The sequence below is a fragment of the Azospira restricta genome (assembly GCF_016858125.1).
GTDB lineage: Bacteria > Pseudomonadota > Gammaproteobacteria > Burkholderiales > Rhodocyclaceae > Proximibacter > Proximibacter restrictus.
In genome coordinates, this window is record NZ_CP064781.1 from 3,064,109 (window position 1) to 3,082,405 (window position 18,297).

Annotated in this window: 17 protein-coding genes and 1 tRNA gene; 1 reads left to right on the forward strand and 17 read right to left on the reverse strand. The window is 68.1% G+C overall.

Annotated elements, in window-relative coordinates; genetic code table 11:
* Nucleotides 1-14: 14 nt before the first annotated feature.
* Both rlmB and rnr read right to left on the reverse strand, forming a co-directional pair.
* Nucleotides 15-746, reverse strand: a complete 732-nt coding sequence (gene rlmB, locus IWH25_RS14725) for a 23S rRNA (guanosine(2251)-2'-O)-methyltransferase RlmB (protein ID WP_203386519.1) — start codon at nt 744-746, stop codon at nt 15-17.
* A gap of 34 nt (nt 747-780) precedes the next feature.
* Nucleotides 781-2,994 (reverse strand): ribonuclease R, encoded by a 2,214-nt coding sequence (rnr, locus tag IWH25_RS14730; protein WP_203386520.1) that lies wholly within the window; start codon nt 2,992-2,994, stop codon nt 781-783.
* Nucleotides 2,995-3,035: 41 nt separating this feature from the next.
* Between rnr and IWH25_RS14735 the strand changes: the two genes are divergently transcribed.
* Nucleotides 3,036-3,120 (forward strand) — tRNA-Leu (locus IWH25_RS14735).
* Between the two features lie 129 nt (nt 3,121-3,249).
* Here IWH25_RS14735 and IWH25_RS14740 read toward each other — a convergent pair.
* From IWH25_RS14740 to rlmN, 15 genes are all read right to left on the reverse strand, one after another.
* The gene (locus IWH25_RS14740) at nt 3,250-4,569 is read right to left on the reverse strand and encodes an adenylosuccinate synthase (protein ID WP_203386521.1); all 1,320 of its coding nucleotides are present in this window, start codon (nt 4,567-4,569) and stop codon (nt 3,250-3,252) included.
* Between the two features lie 17 nt (nt 4,570-4,586).
* Nucleotides 4,587-5,738 (reverse strand): ATP phosphoribosyltransferase regulatory subunit, encoded by a 1,152-nt coding sequence (locus tag IWH25_RS14745; RefSeq protein ID WP_203386522.1) that lies wholly within the window; start codon nt 5,736-5,738, stop codon nt 4,587-4,589.
* On the reverse strand, nt 5,735-5,920 hold the full coding sequence (locus IWH25_RS14750; RefSeq protein WP_203386523.1) for a DUF2065 domain-containing protein: 186 nt from the start codon (nt 5,918-5,920) through the stop codon (nt 5,735-5,737). Before IWH25_RS14750 ends, IWH25_RS14745 begins: the two co-directional genes overlap by 4 nt.
* Nucleotides 5,917-6,807, reverse strand: a complete 891-nt coding sequence (gene hflC / locus IWH25_RS14755) for a protease modulator HflC (RefSeq protein WP_203386524.1) — start codon at nt 6,805-6,807, stop codon at nt 5,917-5,919. The genes IWH25_RS14750 and hflC overlap by 4 nt, the downstream gene beginning before the upstream one ends.
* The gene (gene hflK, locus IWH25_RS14760) at nt 6,807-8,081 is read right to left on the reverse strand and encodes an FtsH protease activity modulator HflK (protein ID WP_203389271.1); all 1,275 of its coding nucleotides are present in this window, start codon (nt 8,079-8,081) and stop codon (nt 6,807-6,809) included. The genes hflC and hflK overlap by 1 nt, the downstream gene beginning before the upstream one ends.
* A 20-nt stretch (nt 8,082-8,101) precedes the next feature.
* Nucleotides 8,102-9,301, reverse strand: a complete 1,200-nt coding sequence (gene hflX / locus IWH25_RS14765; protein ID WP_203386525.1) for a GTPase HflX — start codon at nt 9,299-9,301, stop codon at nt 8,102-8,104.
* A gap of 116 nt (nt 9,302-9,417) precedes the next feature.
* Nucleotides 9,418-9,660, reverse strand: a complete 243-nt coding sequence (hfq, locus tag IWH25_RS14770) for an RNA chaperone Hfq (protein WP_203386526.1) — start codon at nt 9,658-9,660, stop codon at nt 9,418-9,420.
* A gap of 89 nt (nt 9,661-9,749) precedes the next feature.
* The gene (der, locus tag IWH25_RS14775) at nt 9,750-11,132 is read right to left on the reverse strand and encodes a ribosome biogenesis GTPase Der (RefSeq protein WP_203386527.1); all 1,383 of its coding nucleotides are present in this window, start codon (nt 11,130-11,132) and stop codon (nt 9,750-9,752) included.
* On the reverse strand, nt 11,129-12,271 hold the full coding sequence (bamB, locus tag IWH25_RS14780; protein WP_203386528.1) for an outer membrane protein assembly factor BamB: 1,143 nt from the start codon (nt 12,269-12,271) through the stop codon (nt 11,129-11,131). The genes der and bamB overlap by 4 nt, the downstream gene beginning before the upstream one ends.
* Nucleotides 12,268-12,951, reverse strand: coding sequence for a YfgM family protein (locus IWH25_RS14785; RefSeq protein WP_203386529.1), 684 nt, complete (start codon nt 12,949-12,951; stop codon nt 12,268-12,270). The genes bamB and IWH25_RS14785 overlap by 4 nt, the downstream gene beginning before the upstream one ends.
* Nucleotides 12,952-14,256 (reverse strand): histidine--tRNA ligase, encoded by a 1,305-nt coding sequence (hisS, locus tag IWH25_RS14790; protein ID WP_203386530.1) that lies wholly within the window; start codon nt 14,254-14,256, stop codon nt 12,952-12,954.
* Nucleotides 14,253-15,488 (reverse strand): flavodoxin-dependent (E)-4-hydroxy-3-methylbut-2-enyl-diphosphate synthase, encoded by a 1,236-nt coding sequence (gene ispG, locus IWH25_RS14795; protein WP_203386531.1) that lies wholly within the window; start codon nt 15,486-15,488, stop codon nt 14,253-14,255. The genes hisS and ispG overlap by 4 nt, the downstream gene beginning before the upstream one ends.
* Nucleotides 15,489-15,513: 25 nt before the next feature.
* Nucleotides 15,514-16,401: a helix-turn-helix domain-containing protein gene (locus IWH25_RS14800; protein ID WP_203386532.1), complete on the reverse strand. Its 888-nt coding sequence runs from the start codon at nt 16,399-16,401 to the stop codon at nt 15,514-15,516.
* Nucleotides 16,398-17,183, reverse strand: a complete 786-nt coding sequence (gene pilW, locus IWH25_RS14805; RefSeq protein WP_203386533.1) for a type IV pilus biogenesis/stability protein PilW — start codon at nt 17,181-17,183, stop codon at nt 16,398-16,400. The genes IWH25_RS14800 and pilW overlap by 4 nt, the downstream gene beginning before the upstream one ends.
* A complete protein-coding gene (rlmN, locus tag IWH25_RS14810) occupies nt 17,180-18,274 on the reverse strand; it encodes a dual-specificity RNA methyltransferase RlmN (protein ID WP_203386534.1) in 1,095 nt (364 codons plus the stop codon). Before rlmN ends, pilW begins: the two co-directional genes overlap by 4 nt.
* Nucleotides 18,275-18,297 lie beyond the last annotated feature (23 nt).

Below are 18,297 nucleotides of genomic sequence, written 5' to 3' on the forward strand. Positions count from 1 at the left end.
CCGCGCCGGCGCGCTCAGCCGCGCCGGCGGCGCGCCTCGTACAGGCAGACGCCGGAGGCGACCGAGACGTTGAGGCTGGAGGCGCTGCCCAGCATCGGGATGCGTACCAGGAGGTCGCAGGTCTCGCGCGTCAGCCGGCGCATGCCCTCGCCTTCCGCGCCCATCACCCAGGCCGTGGCCTGCGGCCAGTCGGCCGCATAGAGCTCGGTCGCCCCTTCGTCGTCGGTGCCGACGACGAAAATGTCGCGTTCCTTCAGCTCGCGCAGCGTGCGCGCAAGGTTGGTGACGGTGATGTAAGGCACCGTCTCGGCGGCGCCGCTGGCGACCTTGATCGCCGTCTGCGTCAGGCCGCAGGCGCGGTCCTTCGGCGCGATCACCGCGTGCGCACCGACCGCGTCGGCGACGCGCAGGCAGGCACCGAGGTTGTGCGGGTCCTGCACGCCGTCGAGCACCAGCAGGAAGGCCGGCTCCTCCAGCGTGTCGAGCACGTCGTCGAGCGTCACGTGGCGCTGCTGCGCCGAGACATGCGCCACCACGCCCTGATGCCGCGCGCCCGGCGCCATCGACTCCAGCCGCTTGCCGTCGACCGGCAGCAGCTTGATGCCGGCATGCTCGGCATGGCGGATCAGGTCGCGCGCGCGCGCATCCTTGCGCTCGGCGTCGAGGTAGATCTCGTGGATCGCCTCGGGGTCGTGGCGCAGCTTGGCGAGGATGGCGTGGAAGCCGAAGAGGGTGCGGCGGGACATGGCGGTTCCTTGCTGAAAACGAGGCGCGAGTGTATCAGGTCCGCCGCGCCGGCTGCCGGGTGCGGCCGAACGGCGCATCGGCGAGCACGAAGTCGATGCGGCCGCTCTCCAGGTCGGCCTTGACCAGCTTCACGCGCAGCCGGTCACCGAGCCGGTAGCGCTGGCCGCTCCTTTCGCCGAGCATCTGGTGCTTGACGTTGTCGTACTGGAAGTAGTCCTCGCCGAGCTCGGAGACGTGCACCAGGCCCTCGACATAGACCGAGTCGAGCGCGACGAAGACGCCGAACGGCACCACCGCGGCGATCGTGCCGTCGAACTCCTCGCCGATGCGCTCCTTCATGTAGTAGCACTTCAGCCAGTTGTCGACGTCGCGCGTCGCCTCGTCGGCGCGGCGCTCGGTCATCGAGCAGTGCAGGCCGACGTCGTCCCAGTGGCCGGGGCTGTAGCGCTCGCCGGCGAGCACCGCCTTGATCGCGCGGTGCACCAGGAGGTCCGGGTAGCGGCGGATCGGCGACGTGAAGTGCGTGTAGTGCTCGTAGGCGAGGCCGAAGTGGCCAACGTTGTCCGGGCTGTACATCGCCTGCCGCAGCGAGCGCAGCATCACCGTCTGCAGCAGCTGCATGTCCGGGCGGGGCTTGATCTTCTCCAGCAGCGCGGCGTAATCCTTGGCATGCGGCTCGTCGCCGCCGCCGAGGCCGAGCCCGAATTCCTTGAGGAAGCTGCGCAGCGACTCCAGCTTCTCCGGCGTCGGCCCTTCGTGGATGCGATAGAGGCAGGGCTGCTCGTGCTCCTGCAGGAAGGCCGAGGCGCAGACGTTGGCGGCGAGCATGCATTCCTCGATCAGGCGGTGCGCGTCGTTGCGGATCACCGGCACGATGTTGTCGATCTTGCCCTGGTCGTTGAACAGCATCATCGTCTCGACCGTCTCGAAGTCGATCGCGCCGCGCTTCGTGCGCGCCTTGGCGAGCGTCTGGTAGAGGCTGTACAGCGCCTGCAGGTGCGGCTGCAGCGCCTTGTGCACGTCGCTCTCGGGTTCGGCGGCGCCGGACAGCCAGTTCCACACCTGCGTGTAGGTCAGCCGCGCCTTCGAATGGAACACCGCCGGGTAGAAGCGGTACTGCTTGATCGCGCCGGTCGGGCCGACGATCATGTCGCAGACCATCGCCAGGCGGTCGACCTCGGGGTTCAACGAACACAGGCCGTTCGACAGCTTCTCCGGCAGCATCGGGATCACCCGGCGCGGGAAATAGACCGAGTTGCCGCGCGCCATAGCCTCCTTGTCGAGCGCCATGCCCGGCCGCACGTAGTGGCTGACGTCGGCGATGGCAACCACCAGCCGCCAGCCCTTGCCCTGCTTCTCGGCCCACACCGCGTCGTCGAAGTCCTTCGCCGTTTCGCCGTCGATGGTCACCAGCGGCAGGTCACGCAGGTCCTCGCGTCCCGCCCACTCCGACTTCTTCACCTTGTCCGGCAGGTCCTTGGTCTCGTCGAGCGCCTTCTTCGGGAACTCGAACGGCAGGTCGTGCTTCCTGAGCGCGATCTCGATCTCCATGCCCGGGTCGGCGTAGTTGCCGAGCACCTCGACGATGCGGCCGATCGGCTGCGTGTACTTGGTCGGCTGCTCGATGATCTCGACGACGACGACCTGCCCGGCCTTCGGCTTCAGCTTCGACTTCTTGTCTTCCGGCGGCACCAGGATGTCCTGGTTCAGCTTGCGGTTTTCGGGCACGACGAAGGCGACGCCGTGCTCGACGAAGACGCGGCCGACGACGCGCGTGTTGGCGCGCTCGAGCACCTCGACCACGGCGCCCTCGCGGCGCCCCTTGCGGTCGACGCCGGTGACGCGCACCAGCACACGGTCACCATGCAGCACGCGGCTCATCTGCTTCGGCTCGAGGTAGATGTCCTCGCCCTCCTCGTCCGGCACCAGGAAGCCGTAGCCATCCTTGTGCCCCTCGACGCGGCCGGCGATCAGGCTGGCGCGCTCGGGAACGATGTACGAGCCCTTGCGGTTCTGCATCAGCTCGCCTTCGCGCTCCATCGCCGCGAGACGGCGGCGGAACATGTCGGCCTCGTCCTTCCGGATGTCGAGCAGGTTGCATAGCTGCTCGAAGCTGACCGGCTTGCCCTCGCCTTCGAGCGTCATCAGGATGTATTCGCGCGACGGCAACGGGAATTCGTACTTCTGGACCTCGCGCTCGAAGTGGGGATCGGCGCGGCGAATTTTTGACAGTTTCTTTATTGACATTTTATTTTGTTCCTTTAAAATCTCGGCTTCTTCGGATGCCTGCCCAGATGGCGGAATTGGTAGACGCACTAGTTTCAGGTACTAGCGCTGCAAGGCGTGGAGGTTCGAGTCCTCTTCTGGGCACCAAGATCCAAGGGAAAGCCGGCGCAAGCCGGCTTTTTCTTTTGCTGCATTCCCTGGCGTGGCGGCATCGGCAAAATCGAAGTCGAATGGGTGAATGAGAAAGGCCGGCGTGTTGCCGGCCTTTTTGCTTTCTTACGCGAACGGATGACGCTTGAGGATCGTCTCGTCCCGCTCGGGGCCGGTCGACACGATGTCGATCGGGATGCCGACCAGCGCCTGCATGCGCTCGAGATAGGCGCGCGCGTTCGCCGGCAGGTCCTCCCAGCGCTTGATGCCGAAGGTGCTCTCCTTCCAGCCGGGCAGCGTCTCGTAGATCGGCTCGCAGCGTGCGACCTCGTCGGCGCCGATCGGCAGCAGGTCGACCACCCTGTCGTCGAGCTGGTAGCCGGTGCAGATGTTCAGCTCTTCCAGCCCGTCGAGCACGTCGAGCTTGGTGATGCACAGGCCGGTGACGCCGTTGATGCGGGCCGAGCGGCGCAGCGCGGCGGCGTCGAACCAGCCGCAGCGGCGCTTGCGGCCGGTGACCGTGCCGAATTCCTTGCCGACGGTGAACATCTGGTGGCCAGGCGTGTTCTCGGTATCGATGCACAGTTCGGACGGGAACGGGCCGCTGCCGACGCGCGTGCAGTAGGCCTTGGTGATGCCGAGCACGTAGTGCAGCTTGTCCGGGCCGATGCCGGTGCCGGCCGAGGCCTGGCCGGCGACGCAGTTCGACGAGGTGACGAACGGGTAGGTACCGTGGTCGATGTCGAGCAGCGTGCCTTGCGCACCCTCGAACAGCATGTTCTGGCCGGCCTCGTTGGCCGCGTAAATGGCGGCCGAGACGTCGGCGACCAGCGGCTTGATCGTTTCCGCGTCTTCCATCGCCTGCTTCAGCACGGCCTCGTAGCTGACCGCCTCGGCCTTCAGGAAGTTGACCAGAACGAAGTTGTGGTACTCCATCACCTCCTTCAGCTTCTGCGCGAAGCGCTCCGGATGGAACAGGTCGTAGACGCGCAGGCCGCGGCGGGCGACCTTGTCCTCGTAGGCCGGGCCGATGCCCTTGCCGGTGGTGCCGATCTTCTGGTCGCCGGCCTTGGCCGCCTCGCGCGCGCGGTCGAGCGCCGAGTGGTAGGGCAGGATCAGCGGGCAGCCCGGGCTGACCTTGAGGCGCGAGCGAACGTCGAGGCCGCCGGCCTCGAGCTCCCTGATCTCGGCGATCAGATGGTGGATGTCGAGCACGACGCCGTTACCGATGAAGCACTGCACGCCCTTGCGGACGATGCCCGAGGGCACCAGGTTGAGCTTGTAGACGCGCTCGTCGGCGCCCTGGCCGACGACCAGCGTGTGGCCGGCGTTGTGGCCGCCCTGGAAGCGGACGACGCCCTGCGCGTTGTCGGTCAGCCAATCGACGATCTTGCCCTTGCCTTCGTCGCCCCACTGCGTGCCGACGACCACGACGTTCTTTGCCATATCCGTGTCTTCCCTGATCAAACCGTGATTGCTTCGATGAGCCACTGCCCGTTCCGCGCCACCAGACGCCGGTCGCAGACCGGCCCTTCCGGAAGCGGCTGGCCCGGCAGCAGTTCGACGACGACCTCGCCGGCGCCGCGCAAGGCCGCGATTTCCCGCTGCAGCGCCGCGTCGCCGTCGGCGTACGGCGCCAGAATTCCGCCGGCCGCCGCCGACGCCGGCGCCAGCTGGACGGCGACGCGCAGGTCGAGCGAGAAGCCGGTGGCCGGCCGCGCGCGCCCGAAGGCCTGGCCGGCGCCGTCGTAGCGCCCGCCGAGCGCGACCGCGCCGGCGCAACCCGGATGGTAGGCGGCGAAGACGACGCCGTTGTGGTAATGATAGCCGCGCAGATCGGCGAGATCGAACGACAGCGGCAGGTCGGGCATCGCCGCGGCCAGCGCGCGCAGCGTCGCCAGCGCCGCGTCAATCGCCGGCAGCCGCGGCAGCTCGCGCGCGGCGCGGTCGAGCACTTCGGCGCCGCCGTAGAACTCCGGCAGGCGCAGGAAGGCCGCGCGGTAAGGTTCGGCAAGCCCGGCGCAGAAGCCTTCCAGCCCCGGCACATCCTTGCCCTGCAGCAGCGACAGCGCCGCGTCGATCGCCTCGGCATCGAGGCCGGCGGCTTCGGCCAGCGCGCGGAAGATGCCGACGTGGCCGAGGTCGATGCGCGACGCCGGCGCGCCGGCGGCGGCGAGCGCCGCGGCCATCAGCCGGATCACTTCGCGGTCGGCCTCGTCGCCGGCGTGGCCGTAGAGTTCGGCGCCGATCTGGATCGGCTCGCGCGAGGCGCTGATCGACGCCGGCAGCGTATGCAGCACGCTGTCGCAGTAGCACAGCCGAGTGACGCCTTCGCGGTTGAGCAGGTGCGCGTCGATGCGCGCGACCTGCGGCGTGATGTCGGCGCGCACGCCGAGCGTGCGCCCGGACACCTGGTCGACCAGCTTGAAGGTGCGCAGCTTGAGGTCCTGGCCCGAGCCGGTCAGCAGCGAATCGAGGTACTCGATCAGCGGCGGCATCACCAGCTCGTAGCCATGCACGCGGAAGAGGTCGAGGACGGCGCGGCGGCGGCGCTCGATCGCGGCCGCCTCAAGCGGCAGCGCGTCGGCGAGGTATTCGGGAAGCAGCCAGTTCATTTGAAGATCATGATCAGGATCAGGCCGACCAGCATCGAGGTCAGGCCGACGAAGCGGATCTGGCCATCGGAAAACTGGATCAGCCGGCGGAACGTTTCCCGCCACGCATTCGGCGCGAGGAAGGGCAGCAGCCCCTCCAGCACCAGCATCAGCGCGAAGGCGAGCAGGATCGTCTCGGTCATTTGCCGGGTTTCTCGCCGCCGCGGCCCTGGCTCTTCAGGTACTTGAAGAAGTCGGAATTCGGCTCGACGACGATCACGTCGCCCTTGTTGCGGAAGCTCGAACGGTAGGCTTCGAGGCTGCGATAGAAGGCGTAGAACTCCGGGTTCTGGTTGAAGGCCGCGGCGTAGATCGACGCCGCCTTGGCATCGCCCTCGCCCTTGACCTTCTGCGCCTCGCGGTAGGCCTCAGCGACGATCACCTCGCGCTGCTTGTCGGCGTCGGCACGGATCTTCTCGGCCTCGGCGGAACCCTGCGAACGCAGCTCGTTGGCGACGCGCTTGCGCTCGGCCTCCATGCGGCGATAGACCGACTCGCTGACCTCGGACGGCAGGTCGACGCGCTTGATGCGCACGTCGACGATCTGCACGCCGATCTTGCGCGCGTCCTGGTCGGCCTTGGCGCGCATGTCTTCCATGATCTTGTCGCGTTCGCCGGAGACGACGTCATGCACGGTGCGCTTGCCGAACTCCTCGCGCAGGCCGGCGTTCACGGTCTGCGACAAACGGGTACGCGCGCGCACCTCGTCGCCCTGCACCGAGATGTAGTAGAGCTTGGGATCGACGATCCGCCACTTGACGAAGGAATCGACGAGCACGTTCTTCTTCTCCGAGGTGATGAAGCGCTCGGGCTCGTTGTTGTCCATCGTCAGGATGCGCCGGTCGAAGTAGCGCACGTTCTGGATCATCGGCCACTTGAAGTTGAGGCCGGGCTCGGAGATCACTTCCTTGACCTCGCCGAGTTGGAAGACGATCGCGAACTGGCGCTGGTCGACGGTGAAGATCGACAGGCCGAGGACGACCAGCAGCGCGCCGAGGGACGCGGCGACGAAGGAGAGGTTGTTTTTCATCAGCGGGACTCCCGGTCGCGGCGCAGGCCGATTTCACGGTCGCGCGACGAGTAGCCGCCGCCGACGCCCGGCGCCTTCTCCACCTGCGGCGGCGCCTCGTTGGAAACCACCGGCCCGGCGGCGCGGGGAACGACCGCCGAGTCCGTGTTGGTGGCGACTGCCGGCGTCGCAGCGGCAGCCGCGTTCATCAGCTTGTCGAGCGGCAGGTAGAGCAGGTTGCCCTGCCCCTTGGCATCGACCATCACCTTGCTGGTGTTGGCATAGACGGTCTGCATCGTTTCCAGGTACATGCGCTGGCGCGTCACCTCCGGCGCCTTCGCGTATTCCGTGTGGATCTGGCGGAAGCGCGAGGCATCACCCTCGGCGGTAGCGATGATGCGCTGCTTGTAGCCGTCGGCCTCCTGCATCAGGCGGGCGGCGGTACCCTGCGCCTTCGGGATGACGTCGTTGGCGTAGGCCTGGCCCTCGTTCTTCTGCCGTTCGCGGTCCTGGCCGGCCTTCACTGCGTCGTCGAACGCGGCCTGCACCTGCTCGGGCGGCTGCGCGTTCTGCATCGTCACCTTGGAGATCATGATGCCGGTCTTGTAGCGGTCGAGGATGTCCTGCATCAGCTTCGAGGCGTTCGCCGCCACCTGCTCGCGGCCCTCGTAGAGGACGAAGTCCATCCTGCTCTTGCCGACGATCTCGCGGATCGCCGTCTCCGCCGCCTGCATCACCGAATCGTCCGGATGGCGGTTCTGGAAGATGTACTCGACCGGGTCCTTGAGCACGTACTGCACCGCGAACTGGATGTTGATGATGTTCTCGTCGTCGGTCAGCATCAGGGCTTCCTTGAGCACCTTGTTCTTCTCGCTGCCACGGTAGCCGACCTCGATCGTGCGCACGCCGGTCAGGTTCACCAGTTCGTGCGACTGGATCGGATACGGCAGGCGCCAGCGCAGGCCGGGCTCGGTGGTTTCCTTGAACTTGCCGAACTGCAGCACGAGGCCGCGGTAGGCCGCATCGACGATGTAGAAGCCGCTCGCCAGCCAGACGACGACGAGCAGCGCGACCAGGATGCCGATGCCGCCGCCGAGGAACTTCGGGTCGAATTCGACCGGCGGGCGGTTGCCGCCGTCGTTGCCGCTGCCACCGCCCTTCCTGCCGAACAAGCCCGACAGCTTGCGGTTGAAGTCGCGCCACAGTTCCTCGAGGTCGGGCGGGCCCTGGTTGGGGCGCCGGCCGCCGCCGTTGTCGTTGCCGCGGTTGCCCCATTGCGGGTCGTTCAGCGACATGAGTAGTCCGAAGGTCGAAATCATTGGGGGGTGCCTGTGTCGATCACGGATTCCAGAAGCGTCGAAGCGCCTTCGACGGAAGGGTCGGCAGCGTGCGCTGCCTGCGCGCGCTGCAGTTTAATTCGTTGCGCCTTCTCCACGGCCTGCTCGGCGAGCGCCTGGCGCAGCAGCGGCAGGCCTTCGCCGGTGACCGCGCTGACGCGAACGCGGCGGATTCTACCATATTCGTCCCGCTCGGCCGCCGCCGGCAGCGCCGTCAGGTCCTGCTTGTTGAGCACGACGATCTGCGGCACGTCGGCGGCACCGATCTCGGCGAGCACCTTGTCGACCTCCTGCATCTGCTCCTCGCGCGCCGGGTTCGCCGTATCGACGACGTGCAGCAGCAGGTCGGCCTCGGCAGTCGCTTCCAGCGTCGCGTGGAAAGCGGCGACCAGCGAGTGCGGCAGGTCGCGGATGAAGCCGACGGTGTCGGAGACGACGATGTTGCCCGCCCCCTCCAGCCACAGCTTGCGCGAGGTGGTGTCGAGCGTCGCGAACAGCTGGTCGGCAGCATAGACGCCGGCGTGCGTCAGCGCGTTGAACAGCGTCGACTTGCCGGCGTTGGTGTAGCCGACCAGCGAGACGTTGAGCACGTCGCCGCGCGCGCGCGCCTTGCGCTGCACGCCGCGCTGCCGCTCGAGCTTGACGAGGCGCTCCTTGAGCAGCCTGACGCGGTTGCCGAGCAGCCGGCGGTCGGTCTCGAGCTGGGTCTCGCCCGGGCCGCGCAGGCCGATGCCGCCCTTCTGCCGTTCGAGGTGGGTCCAGCCGCGCACCAGCCGGGTCGCCAGGTGTTCCAGCTGCGCCAGCTCGACCTGCAGCTTGCCCTCGGCGCTCTGCGCGCGCAGCGCAAAGATGTCGAGGATCAGCGCGGTGCGGTCGACCACCCGGACCTTCAGCTCGCGCTCGAGGTTGCGCTGCTGCGCCGGCGACAGCTCGTGGTTGAAGATCACCAGCCCGGCGTCGGCGGCGGCGACGGTCGCCGCGATCTCGTGCACCTTGCCCTTGCCGGCGAAGGTCGCCGGATCGGGGCTGGCGCGCCGGCCGAAGACGATCTCGGCGACCTCGGCGCCGGCCGACTCGGCGAGCAGGCGAACCTCTTCGACGTCTTCGTGCAGGTCGGCGCGACCGAAGTCGAGCTGGACGATCACCGCACGCTCACCGCCGGCCGGACGTTCGAACATGGGAGGCGTTTTCGGAATTCAGAATGCAAGCGGCCCGCCGCGCTGGCGGCAGGCCGGGGAAAAAGACTGCATCAGCGGCTCGCGCGCCGGGGGCGCGCCAGCGGGACGGCAGGAGTTCACTCGCCGCCGTTGCCGCCGTCCTGCTGGATGCTGACCGGACGGGCCGGCACGACGGTCGAGATCGCGTGCTTGTAGACCATCTGGGTCACCGTGTTCTTGAGCAGCACGACGTACTGGTCGAAGGATTCGATCTGACCCTGCAGCTTGATGCCGTTGACCAGATAGATCGAAACCGGCACGTGCTCGCGGCGCAGGGTGTTGAGGAACGGGTCTTGTAGAAGTTGCCCTTTGTTGCTCATGGTTGAAACTCCATGCTTATGTGGTTATGAAAGCTGCGGTACCGGGAGAGTATCGGAAAACCCGACGAAAAGCCAACAATCCCGGCAAATCAGGTCGGCCGGGAACTGCGCGGCCCCCGTTTCGAACCCGGCTTGTCGATGTGCCGTTCGGCCTTCGCGGCGTACGGGTTCTCGGAGGTGTTGAACTGGATCTTCAACGGCGTTCCCTGCAATTTGAACGCTTCGCGGAAGTAATGTTCCAGATAGCGGCGATAGCTGTCGGAAACGTGGTCGAGGGCGTTGCCATGCACCACGATCAGCGGCGGGTTCATGCCGCCCTGGTGCGCATAGCGCATCTTCGGCCGGAACGCGCCGTGGCGCGGCGGCGCCTGCCGGGTCACGGCGTCGAGCAGCGCCCGCGTCAGCTTCGGCGTCGGCAGCTTGGCCATCGCCGCCGCGTAGGCGCCGTCGACCGAGCGGAACAGGCTGTCCAGCCCCTGCCCGCGCAGCGCCGAGATGTAGTGGAAGCGGGCGAAGTCGAGGAATTTCAGCTTGCGCTCGAGCAGCTGCTTGACCTGCTCGCGGGTGTAGCCTTCGAGGCCGTCCCACTTGTTCACCGCGACCACCAGCGCCCGCCCCGACTCCAGCGCGAAGCCGGCGATGTGCGCGTCCTGGTCGGAGATGTCCTGCTGCGCGTCGAGGACGAGGATGACCACGTTGGCGTCCTCGATCGACTGCAGCGTCTTGATCACCGAGAACTTCTCGATCGTCTCGAAGACCTTGCCCCGCCGGCGCAGGCCGGCGGTATCGATCAGCGTGTATTTCCGGCCGGCGCGCTCGAAATCGACGTGGATCGCGTCGCGCGTGGTGCCCGGCATGTCGAAGGCGATGACCCGCTCCTCGCCGAGCAGCGCGTTGATCAGCGTGCTCTTGCCGACGTTCGGGCGGCCGGCGATGGCGACCCTGACCACGCCGTCGTCGGCGACGTCCTCTTCCGGCTCCGGATAGGGGTCGAGGACCAGGTCGAGCAGGTTGCGCACGCCCTCGCCGTGCGTCGCCGAAATGCTGTACGGCTGGCCCAGGCCGAGCTCGTGGAAATCGGCGACGGCGATGCCCCGGTCCAGGCCTTCGGACTTGTTCACGGCAACGAAGACCGGACGGTCGATCTTGCGCAGCTTGTTGGCGATCTCCTTGTCCTGCGCGGTGATGCCGACGCGGCCATCGACGACGAAGACGATGATGTCCGACTCGGCGATCGCCTGCTCGGTCTGGCGCGCCATCTCGTGCATGATGCCGTCCTTGGCGAGCGGTTCGAAGCCGCCGGTGTCGACGACCAGGAAGGGTTTCCTGCCGAGCTTGCCGTGGCCGTAGTGGCGGTCGCGGGTGAGGCCGGGGATGTCGGCGACGATCGCATCGCGCGACTTGGTCAGGCGGTTGAACAGCGTCGACTTGCCGACGTTCGGTCGGCCAACGAGAGCGATGGTCGGCTTCACTGGACTTCCAGCGCCATCACGGTGCCGCCCCAGGTCTGCAGCACGAAGCGGTTGTCGACCACGCGCAGCGGCGCCGTCACCGGCGTGCCGTCGGTATTCACGCGGGCGACGAAGGCGCCGTCCTCGCGGCTGAGAAAATGGACGACGCCCTTGACGTCGGCGACCGCGACCAGGCGGCCGCGCGCGGCCGGCGCGGTGAGCTGGCGATGCGCGAGCTTGTCCTGCTTCCAGATGCTGGCGCCGCTGGCGAGGTCGAGCGCATGCACCGCCCCCTTGTCGTCGGCGACGTAGACATAGCGGCTGTCGGCGGCCAGGCCGGCAGCGCTCGACATGTCGCGCGCCCAGGCCAGATTGCCGGTATTCAGGTCGAAACAGGCGACCCGTCCCTGGTAGGCAACGGCGCAGATCATGCGGCCGGCAAGGATCGGCGCGCTGGTGATGTCGGCGACGCGGTCGAGTTCGGTGGTGCCCTTCGGCAGCGCCACCGTGCCTTCCCAGGCCGAGGCGCCGTTGTTGGTCGTGACTGCCAGCAGCTTGCCGCCGGGGAAGCCGGCGAAGACGTAGCTGCCGTCGACCAGCGGCGCGGCGAAGGTGCGCAACGACAGCGGCGGCGTCTGCCGCTGGTACACCCACTTGCGCTTGCCGTCGGCGACGTCGAAGGCGTAGAGGCGGTTGTCGCCGCTGCGCACGACGACCAGCGCGGCGTCGACCGCCGGCGCCGCCAGCACCTCGCTGGACACCTTGGCCCGCCAAATTTCCTTGCCGTCGGCAGCGTCGAGAAGCAGCACGTCGCCCTTCGCCGAGCCGACGACGACGCGCCGGCCGTCGCTGCCGACGCCGCCGGACAACGGCACGCCGACGTTGACCTTCCAGCGGACGACGCCGTCCTCGATGCGCAGCACGTCGCCCTTGGCGCCGGCGACGAAGATCGCGTTGCCCGATACCGCCGGCGTGAACACGTAGTTCTCGCCCTTGCCGGCATTCTCCTTCCAGACGACGCGCACCTCGGCCGCGGACGGAATCGGCGGCAGCTCGGCCATCTTCGGCGCCGACGAGGCGAACGGGTTGAGGCTGTCGAGACTCGAGCAGCCGGCCGCCAGCACCGCGGCGGCGAGGATCAGTAGCGGGCGCAGGCTCACTTCGTCTCCCCGAGCGAATCGAGCTTCTGCTGCAGCATCTCGCGGTACGGCGCATTCGCCTCCTTCGCCTGCAGCGTGCTGCGCGCCTTGCCGTCCTTGGCGGCGTTCTCCAGCGCCGCGAGCGCACCGCGGTAGGCGGCGGCGGCCTCGGCCTTCTTGCCCTGGGCGGCGAGGACGTCGCCGCGCAGCTCGCCAAAGCGCGTCTCGAAGCTCGCGCCGTGGCCGGCGGCGAGCACCTTCAGCGCCTCGTCGTAGGCCTGCTCGTCGAGCAGCAGCGCGGCCAGCCGCAGGCGGCCGATATCCTTCAGCTCGTCCTTGCCGTTCTCGGCGACCCAGGCCAGCTGCGCCTTCGCGCTCTTCGCGTCGCCCGCCTCGAACAGTGTCTTCGCCGCGGTCAGCGCGCCGAGCGGCGCGTAGGTGGTGCCGCCGAACTTCTCGACCAGCTCGCCGGCGGCGGTCTTGGTCTTCTGCGTATCCCTTTCCAGCGCCGCGCGCTGCAGCACGCCATAGACCGCCGACGCCTGCGTCGCCTGGTTGCGTTGATACCAGTTCCAGCCCTGCCAGGCGAGGACGCCGAGCGCCGCCGCGGCGACGATGCCGGTCACCAGATTGCCGTACTGCTTCCACCAGGCCTTGAGTTCGGCCAGCTGTTCCTGTTCTTCCAGATCGTAGGCAGCCATTTACGCTTCTTCCTTTTCGTTCTCGTCTTGCCAGTCCAGCATCGCATCCATGATCGCCGCCGCCAGCTGGTCGGCCGGCACGCGCTTCTGCCCGTCGCCCGCCTCGCGCAGCGGCTTCAGGCTGACCTCGTTGGCCGCCGCCTCGTCGTCGCCGATGATAACGGCAAAGGCGGCGCCGGAGCCGTCGGCCTTCTTCATCTGCGACTTGAACGAGCCGCCGCCGCAATGCAGCACGACGTCGATGCCGTTGTCGCGCAGCCCTTCGGCGACGCGGAAGGCCATCCGCGACGCGGCCTCGCCGGCATGCACGACATAGACGTCGGTGCCGCGCTTCGCCGGCTCGCCGCCGCTGTCCTTGATCAGCGCGATCAGGCGCTCGACGCCCATGGCGAAGCCGCAGGCCGGCGCCGCCTTGCCGCCGAGCTGGCCGACCAGGCCGTCGTAGCGGCCGCCGGCGCAGACGGTGCCCTGCGCGCCGAGGCGGTCGGTGACCCACTCGAAGACGGTCAGGTTGTAGTAGTCGAGACCGCGCACCAGGCGCGGGTTGATTTCGTACGGCAGGCCGGCGTCCTTGAGGATGCGCTGCACGGCGTTGAAGTGTTCGAGCGAGGCCTCGCCGAGGTAGTCGATCAGCTTCGGCGCGCCGCCGATCATCTCCTGCATCGCCGGGTTCTTCGAGTCGAGGATGCGCAGCGGGTTGCTGTACAGGCGGCGCTTGGCGTCCTCGTCGAGCAGGTCCTTGCGTTCCTCGAAGTAGGCGATCAGGTCGGCGCGGTGCCGCGCGCGCTCGTCCGGCTGGCCGAGGGTGTTCAGCTGCAGCGTGATGCCTTCCAGCCCGAGGTCGTCCCACAGGCGGGCGCCCATCAGGATCATCTCGGCGTCGATGTCCGGGCCGGCGAAGCCGAGCGCCTCGACGCCGACCTGGTGGAACTGGCGATAGCGCCCCTTCTGCGGCCGCTCGTGGCGGAACATCTGGCCCAGGTAGTAGAGACGCTGCGGCTGCTGCGCGATCAGGTTGTGCTGGATCACCGCGCGCACGCAGCCGGCGGTGCCTTCCGGACGCAGCGTCAGCGGCTCGCCGTTGAGGCTGTCGACGAAGGAGTACATCTCCTTCTCGACGATGTCGGTCACTTCGCCGATGGCGCGCTTGAACAACGGCGTCGGCTCGACGATCGGCATGCGGATCGGCCGGTAGCCGTAGCTCTGCAGCCACGCGCGGACGGTGTCCTCGAACAGTTCCCAGAATTCGGCCTCGTCGGGGAGGATGTCGGGCATCCCCCGTACGGCCTGGATGTTGTTGCTCATGCGTGCGGATTCTTTCTCTGGTAGGTGCGGGCCACGTAGGCGTCGACGATGGCGGTGAACTCCTCGGCGATGTTGTCGCCCCTGAGCGTGACGGTCTTGACGCCATCCTCGAACACCGGCGCCGCCGGCGCTTCGCCGGTGCCGGGCAGCGAGATGCCGATGTTGGCGTGCTTCGACTCGCCGGGGCCGTTCACGATGCAGCCCATCACCGCCAGCGTCATGTTCTCGGCGCCGTCGTACTGCTCGCGCCATTGCGGCATCCTGGCGCGGACGTGTTCCTGGATGGTCTGCGCCAGTTCCTGGAAGAAGGTGCTGGTCGTGCGGCCGCAGCCGGGGCAGGCGGTGACCATCGGCGTGAACGCGCGCAGGCCCATGGTCTGCAGCATTTCCTGCGCGACGATCACTTCCTGCGTGCGCGAGCCGCCGGGCTCCGGCGTCAGCGAGACGCGGATCGTGTCGCCGATGCCGTCCTGCAGCAGCACGCCCATCGCCGCGGTCGAGGCGACGATGCCCTTCGAGCCCATGCCGGCCTCGGTCAGGCCGAGGTGCAGCGCGTAATCCGATTTCGCGGACAGCGCGCGGTAGATGGCGATCAGGTCCTGCACGCCGGACACCTTGCAGGAAAGGATGATGCGCTCGGCCGGCAGGCCCAGCTCTTCCGCCTTCGCCGCCGATTCGAGCGCCGAGGCGACCATCGCCGCGTGCATCATCTCGACCGAATCGAGCGGTTCCGGGCGTTTCGCGTTCTCGTCCATCATCCGCGCCAGCAGGTCCTGGTCGAGGCTGCCCCAGTTCACGCCGATGCGCACCGGCTTGTCGTAGCGGCAGGCGAGCTCGATCATCTGCGCGAACTGCTCGTCCTTCTTCCTGCCGAAGCCGACGTTGCCGGGATTGATGCGGTACTTGGCCAGCGCCTCGGCGCAGGCCGGGTGGTCCAGCAGCAGGCGGTGGCCGTTGTAGTGGAAGTCGCCGATCAGCGGCACGTCGACGCCCATGCGGTCGAGCTGCTCGCGGATCTTCGGCACCGCGGCCGCCGCCTCGGGCGTGTTCACGGTGATGCGCACCAGCTCGGAACCGGCGCGCGCGAGTTCGGCGCACTGCACCGCGGTGGCGACGTGGTCGGCGGTGTCGGTGTTGGTCATCGACTGGACGACGACCGGGGCATCGCCGCCGACCGTCACCTTGCCGATCCTCACCGCCCGCGTCGGGCGGCGCTTGATGCTCTGCGTCATGCTTGCTTGCTTCTCTACTGGAACGTCATTCGACGGTGATGCGCGCCACGTCGTCCTTGCTGCGCGGCTGCAGCTCGACGTTGCGCCCCTGATAGGAGACCGTCACGTGGGCGGCGTTGCCGACCACCAGCGAATACGGCGGCTGGCCGTCGACCTCGCGTTCGCTGCCCGCCGGGTTGAGCTGCGAGAAGATGATCTGTCCGCTGCGGTCGCGCACTTCGACCCACGACGGCTGCGCGAAGCGGAGCTTGAGCGCATTCGCGGAGACGGCCGCGGCGGCCGGCACTTCCTTCGCTGCGCTCTCGGCGGCGGCGGTCGCCAGCGCCGGCGGCGCCGCGACGGCTTCCTGCGCGGCGGCCGCGCCCGTCGGCGCAGCTGCAGCCACCGGCGCACTGCCGGCGTCGCCGGCGGGACCGCCGGGCGGGAACAGCGGCGCCGGTCCGGTCGCCGCCGGCGCTTCCTCCTTCGGCGCCGACTGCCACAGGTCGGGCGGCACGACGAAATAGGCGACGACGGCGACCGCGACCAGCACGAAGCCGGCCAGCACCGCCGCGTAGTCGCGTTTCTGCGCCTGCCCGACCGGCGGCATCACCGCCGTGGCGTTCTGCGGCAGGTCGAGCCGCGGCGGCGTCGGCGCCGGCGCGTCGAGATCGGCCAGCAGCTCGTCGATGGGCAGCTGCGCGAAGCGCGCGTAATTGCGGACGAAGCCGCGGATGAAGGCGTGCCCCGGCAGGCCGGACCAGTTGCCCGTTTCCAGCGCCTCGATCTGCCGCGGCGACAGCTTCAGCGCCGCGGCGACGTCCGCCGCGCTCAGTCCCTTCGCCTCGCGTGCCGCGCGCAGGCGTTCGCCGACGCTGGGCTTCGCCGCGACGGCGACCTCCTCCACTTGCCCTTCCAGGCTGATTTCGCTCATTCGTAGTTTCCCTTGAGCAGTTCTTGATATTCCTTCGAGGTCGGGAACTTGCGCCGCAGCTGCGTGACGTAGCCGACTTCGGCATCGCGGTCGCCGACCTTGCGCTCGATGCGCGCACCGAGCCACAGCGCCTCGGCGTTCGGCTCGACCTTGCGCACCAGCTCGCCGATCTGCTTGCGCGCCTCGTCGAGGCGGCCGGTGCGGTAGTTCAGTTCGGCCAGGCGCAGCGTCGCCACCGGGCTGCCGCCGGAGAAGCGATAGGCCTTCTCCAGGTAGTCGGCGGCGAGCGGCAGGTCGCCCATGTTCATCGCGCACTGGCCGGCGTTCAGGTAGGCACGGTCCGGCGTCTGGTACAGCCGGTTGCGCAGCGCGCGCTCGAAATGCGGCATCGCTTCCTTGCCGCGGTTGTTCTGGCACAGGAACCAGCCGTAGTTGTTGGCGATCTCCGGGTCATCCGGCGCGTAGCGCAGCGCATCGCGGAAATTGTCGTCGGCGTGGTTGGGTTCCTTCAGGAAGTGGTGCACCAGTGCCCGCATGCTGTAGGCCGGGGCGTAGGTCGGATCGATGTAGATGGCGACGGTCAGCTCCTCCATCGCCACCGGGATGTTGCCGTCCTGGAAGTAGAGCGCGCCCAGTTCGGTATGCACCTTCGCCCGGCTGCGCGGGTCCTTCGCCGTCGCCTCCGGGTTGCCGCCGCCCTGCTGTGCCAGCGCGGCGGGCGGCAGCAGGAAGGAGATGGCGGCGGCCAGCGCGAGCGAGAAACGGACAACGGAAGCAATCATGATCGGGCCTCATGCACTTCGATGATGCGGCGGGAGGTGCGCCGGGTCTTGTCCTGCACCTGACCGGCGAGCTGGCCGCAGGCGGCGTCGATGTCGTCGCCGCGCGTCTTGCGCGTCGTCGTGACGATGCCGGCGTCGATCAGGATGCCGGCGAAACGGCGGATCCGCTCCGGCTTCGAGCGCAGGTACGGCGAGCCGGGGAACGGATTGAAGGGGATCAGGTTGAACTTGCACGGCACGTCGCGCGTCAGCGCGAGCAGCTGCCGGGCATGCGCGTCGGAGTCGTTCACCCCGTCGAGCATCACGTATTCGAAGGTGACGAAGTCGCGCGGCGCCTTCTCCAGATAGCGCCGGCAGGCGGCCATCAGCTCCGAGAGCGGGTACTTCTGGTTGATCGGCACCAGCTCGTCGCGCAGCGTATCGTTCGGCGCGTGCAGCGAAACGGCGAGCGCCACCGGGCATTCGTCGCGCAGGCGGTCCATCGTCGGCACCAGGCCCGAGGTGGACACGGTGACGCGGCGCCGCGACAGGCCGTAGGCGTTGTCGTCGAGCATCAGGCGCAGCGCCTTGACGGTGTTGTCGAAATTGGCGAGCGGCTCGCCCATGCCCATCAGCACGACGTTGCTGATGATGCGGTCGCCCTTCGGATCGAAGCCGAGGGCGCGGTTGGCCTGCCACAGCTGGCCGATGATCTCGGCCACGGTCAGGTTGCGGTTGAAGCCCTGCTTGCCGGTCGAGCAGAAGCTGCAGTCGAGCGCGCAGCCGGCCTGCGTCGACACGCACAGCGTGCCGCGGTCGTCCTCGGGAATGAACACGGTCTCGACGGCATTGCCGCCGCCGACGTCGATCAGGAACTTGCGCGTGCCATCGTCGGACAGCTTATCCGAGACGACCGCCGGCGGCGCCACGACCGCCATCGCCTTGAGCTTTTCGCGCAGGCTCTTGGCGATGTCGGTCATCGCGTCGAAGTCGCTCTGCCCGAAACGATGCATCCAGCGCAACACCTGGCGCGCCCGGAACGGCTTTTCGCCGATGCTGGCGAACCAGGCGGTCAGGCCTTCGGCATCGAAATCGAGCAGGTTGACGGTCATGCTGAGTTGCTGTGCTTCGTCTT

What these genes read in the sequence shown, in the direction of transcription:
- rlmB (WP_203386519.1), bottom strand. Translation starts at nt 746, where the DNA reads ATGTCCCGCCGCACCCTCTTCGGCTTCCACGCCATCCTCGCCAAGCTG.
- rnr (WP_203386520.1), bottom strand. Translation starts at nt 2,994, where the DNA reads ATGTCAATAAAGAAACTGTCAAAAATTCGCCGCGCCGATCCCCACTTC.
- IWH25_RS14740 (WP_203386521.1), bottom strand. Translation starts at nt 4,569, where the DNA reads ATGGCAAAGAACGTCGTGGTCGTCGGCACGCAGTGGGGCGACGAAGGC.
- IWH25_RS14745 (WP_203386522.1), bottom strand. Translation starts at nt 5,738, where the DNA reads ATGAACTGGCTGCTTCCCGAATACCTCGCCGACGCGCTGCCGCTTGAG.
- IWH25_RS14750 (WP_203386523.1), bottom strand. Translation starts at nt 5,920, where the DNA reads ATGACCGAGACGATCCTGCTCGCCTTCGCGCTGATGCTGGTGCTGGAG.
- hflC (WP_203386524.1), bottom strand. Translation starts at nt 6,807, where the DNA reads ATGAAAAACAACCTCTCCTTCGTCGCCGCGTCCCTCGGCGCGCTGCTG.
- hflK (WP_203389271.1), bottom strand. Translation starts at nt 8,081, where the DNA reads ATGTCGCTGAACGACCCGCAATGGGGCAACCGCGGCAACGACAACGGC.
- hflX (WP_203386525.1), bottom strand. Translation starts at nt 9,301, where the DNA reads ATGTTCGAACGTCCGGCCGGCGGTGAGCGTGCGGTGATCGTCCAGCTC.
- hfq (WP_203386526.1), bottom strand. Translation starts at nt 9,660, where the DNA reads ATGAGCAACAAAGGGCAACTTCTACAAGACCCGTTCCTCAACACCCTG.
- IWH25_RS14785 (WP_203386529.1), bottom strand. Translation starts at nt 12,951, where the DNA reads ATGGCTGCCTACGATCTGGAAGAACAGGAACAGCTGGCCGAACTCAAG.
- hisS (WP_203386530.1), bottom strand. Translation starts at nt 14,256, where the DNA reads ATGAGCAACAACATCCAGGCCGTACGGGGGATGCCCGACATCCTCCCC.
- ispG (WP_203386531.1), bottom strand. Translation starts at nt 15,488, where the DNA reads ATGACGCAGAGCATCAAGCGCCGCCCGACGCGGGCGGTGAGGATCGGC.
- IWH25_RS14800 (WP_203386532.1), bottom strand. Translation starts at nt 16,401, where the DNA reads ATGAGCGAAATCAGCCTGGAAGGGCAAGTGGAGGAGGTCGCCGTCGCG.
- pilW (WP_203386533.1), bottom strand. Translation starts at nt 17,183, where the DNA reads ATGATTGCTTCCGTTGTCCGTTTCTCGCTCGCGCTGGCCGCCGCCATC.
- rlmN (WP_203386534.1), bottom strand. Translation starts at nt 18,274, where the DNA reads ATGACCGTCAACCTGCTCGATTTCGATGCCGAAGGCCTGACCGCCTGG.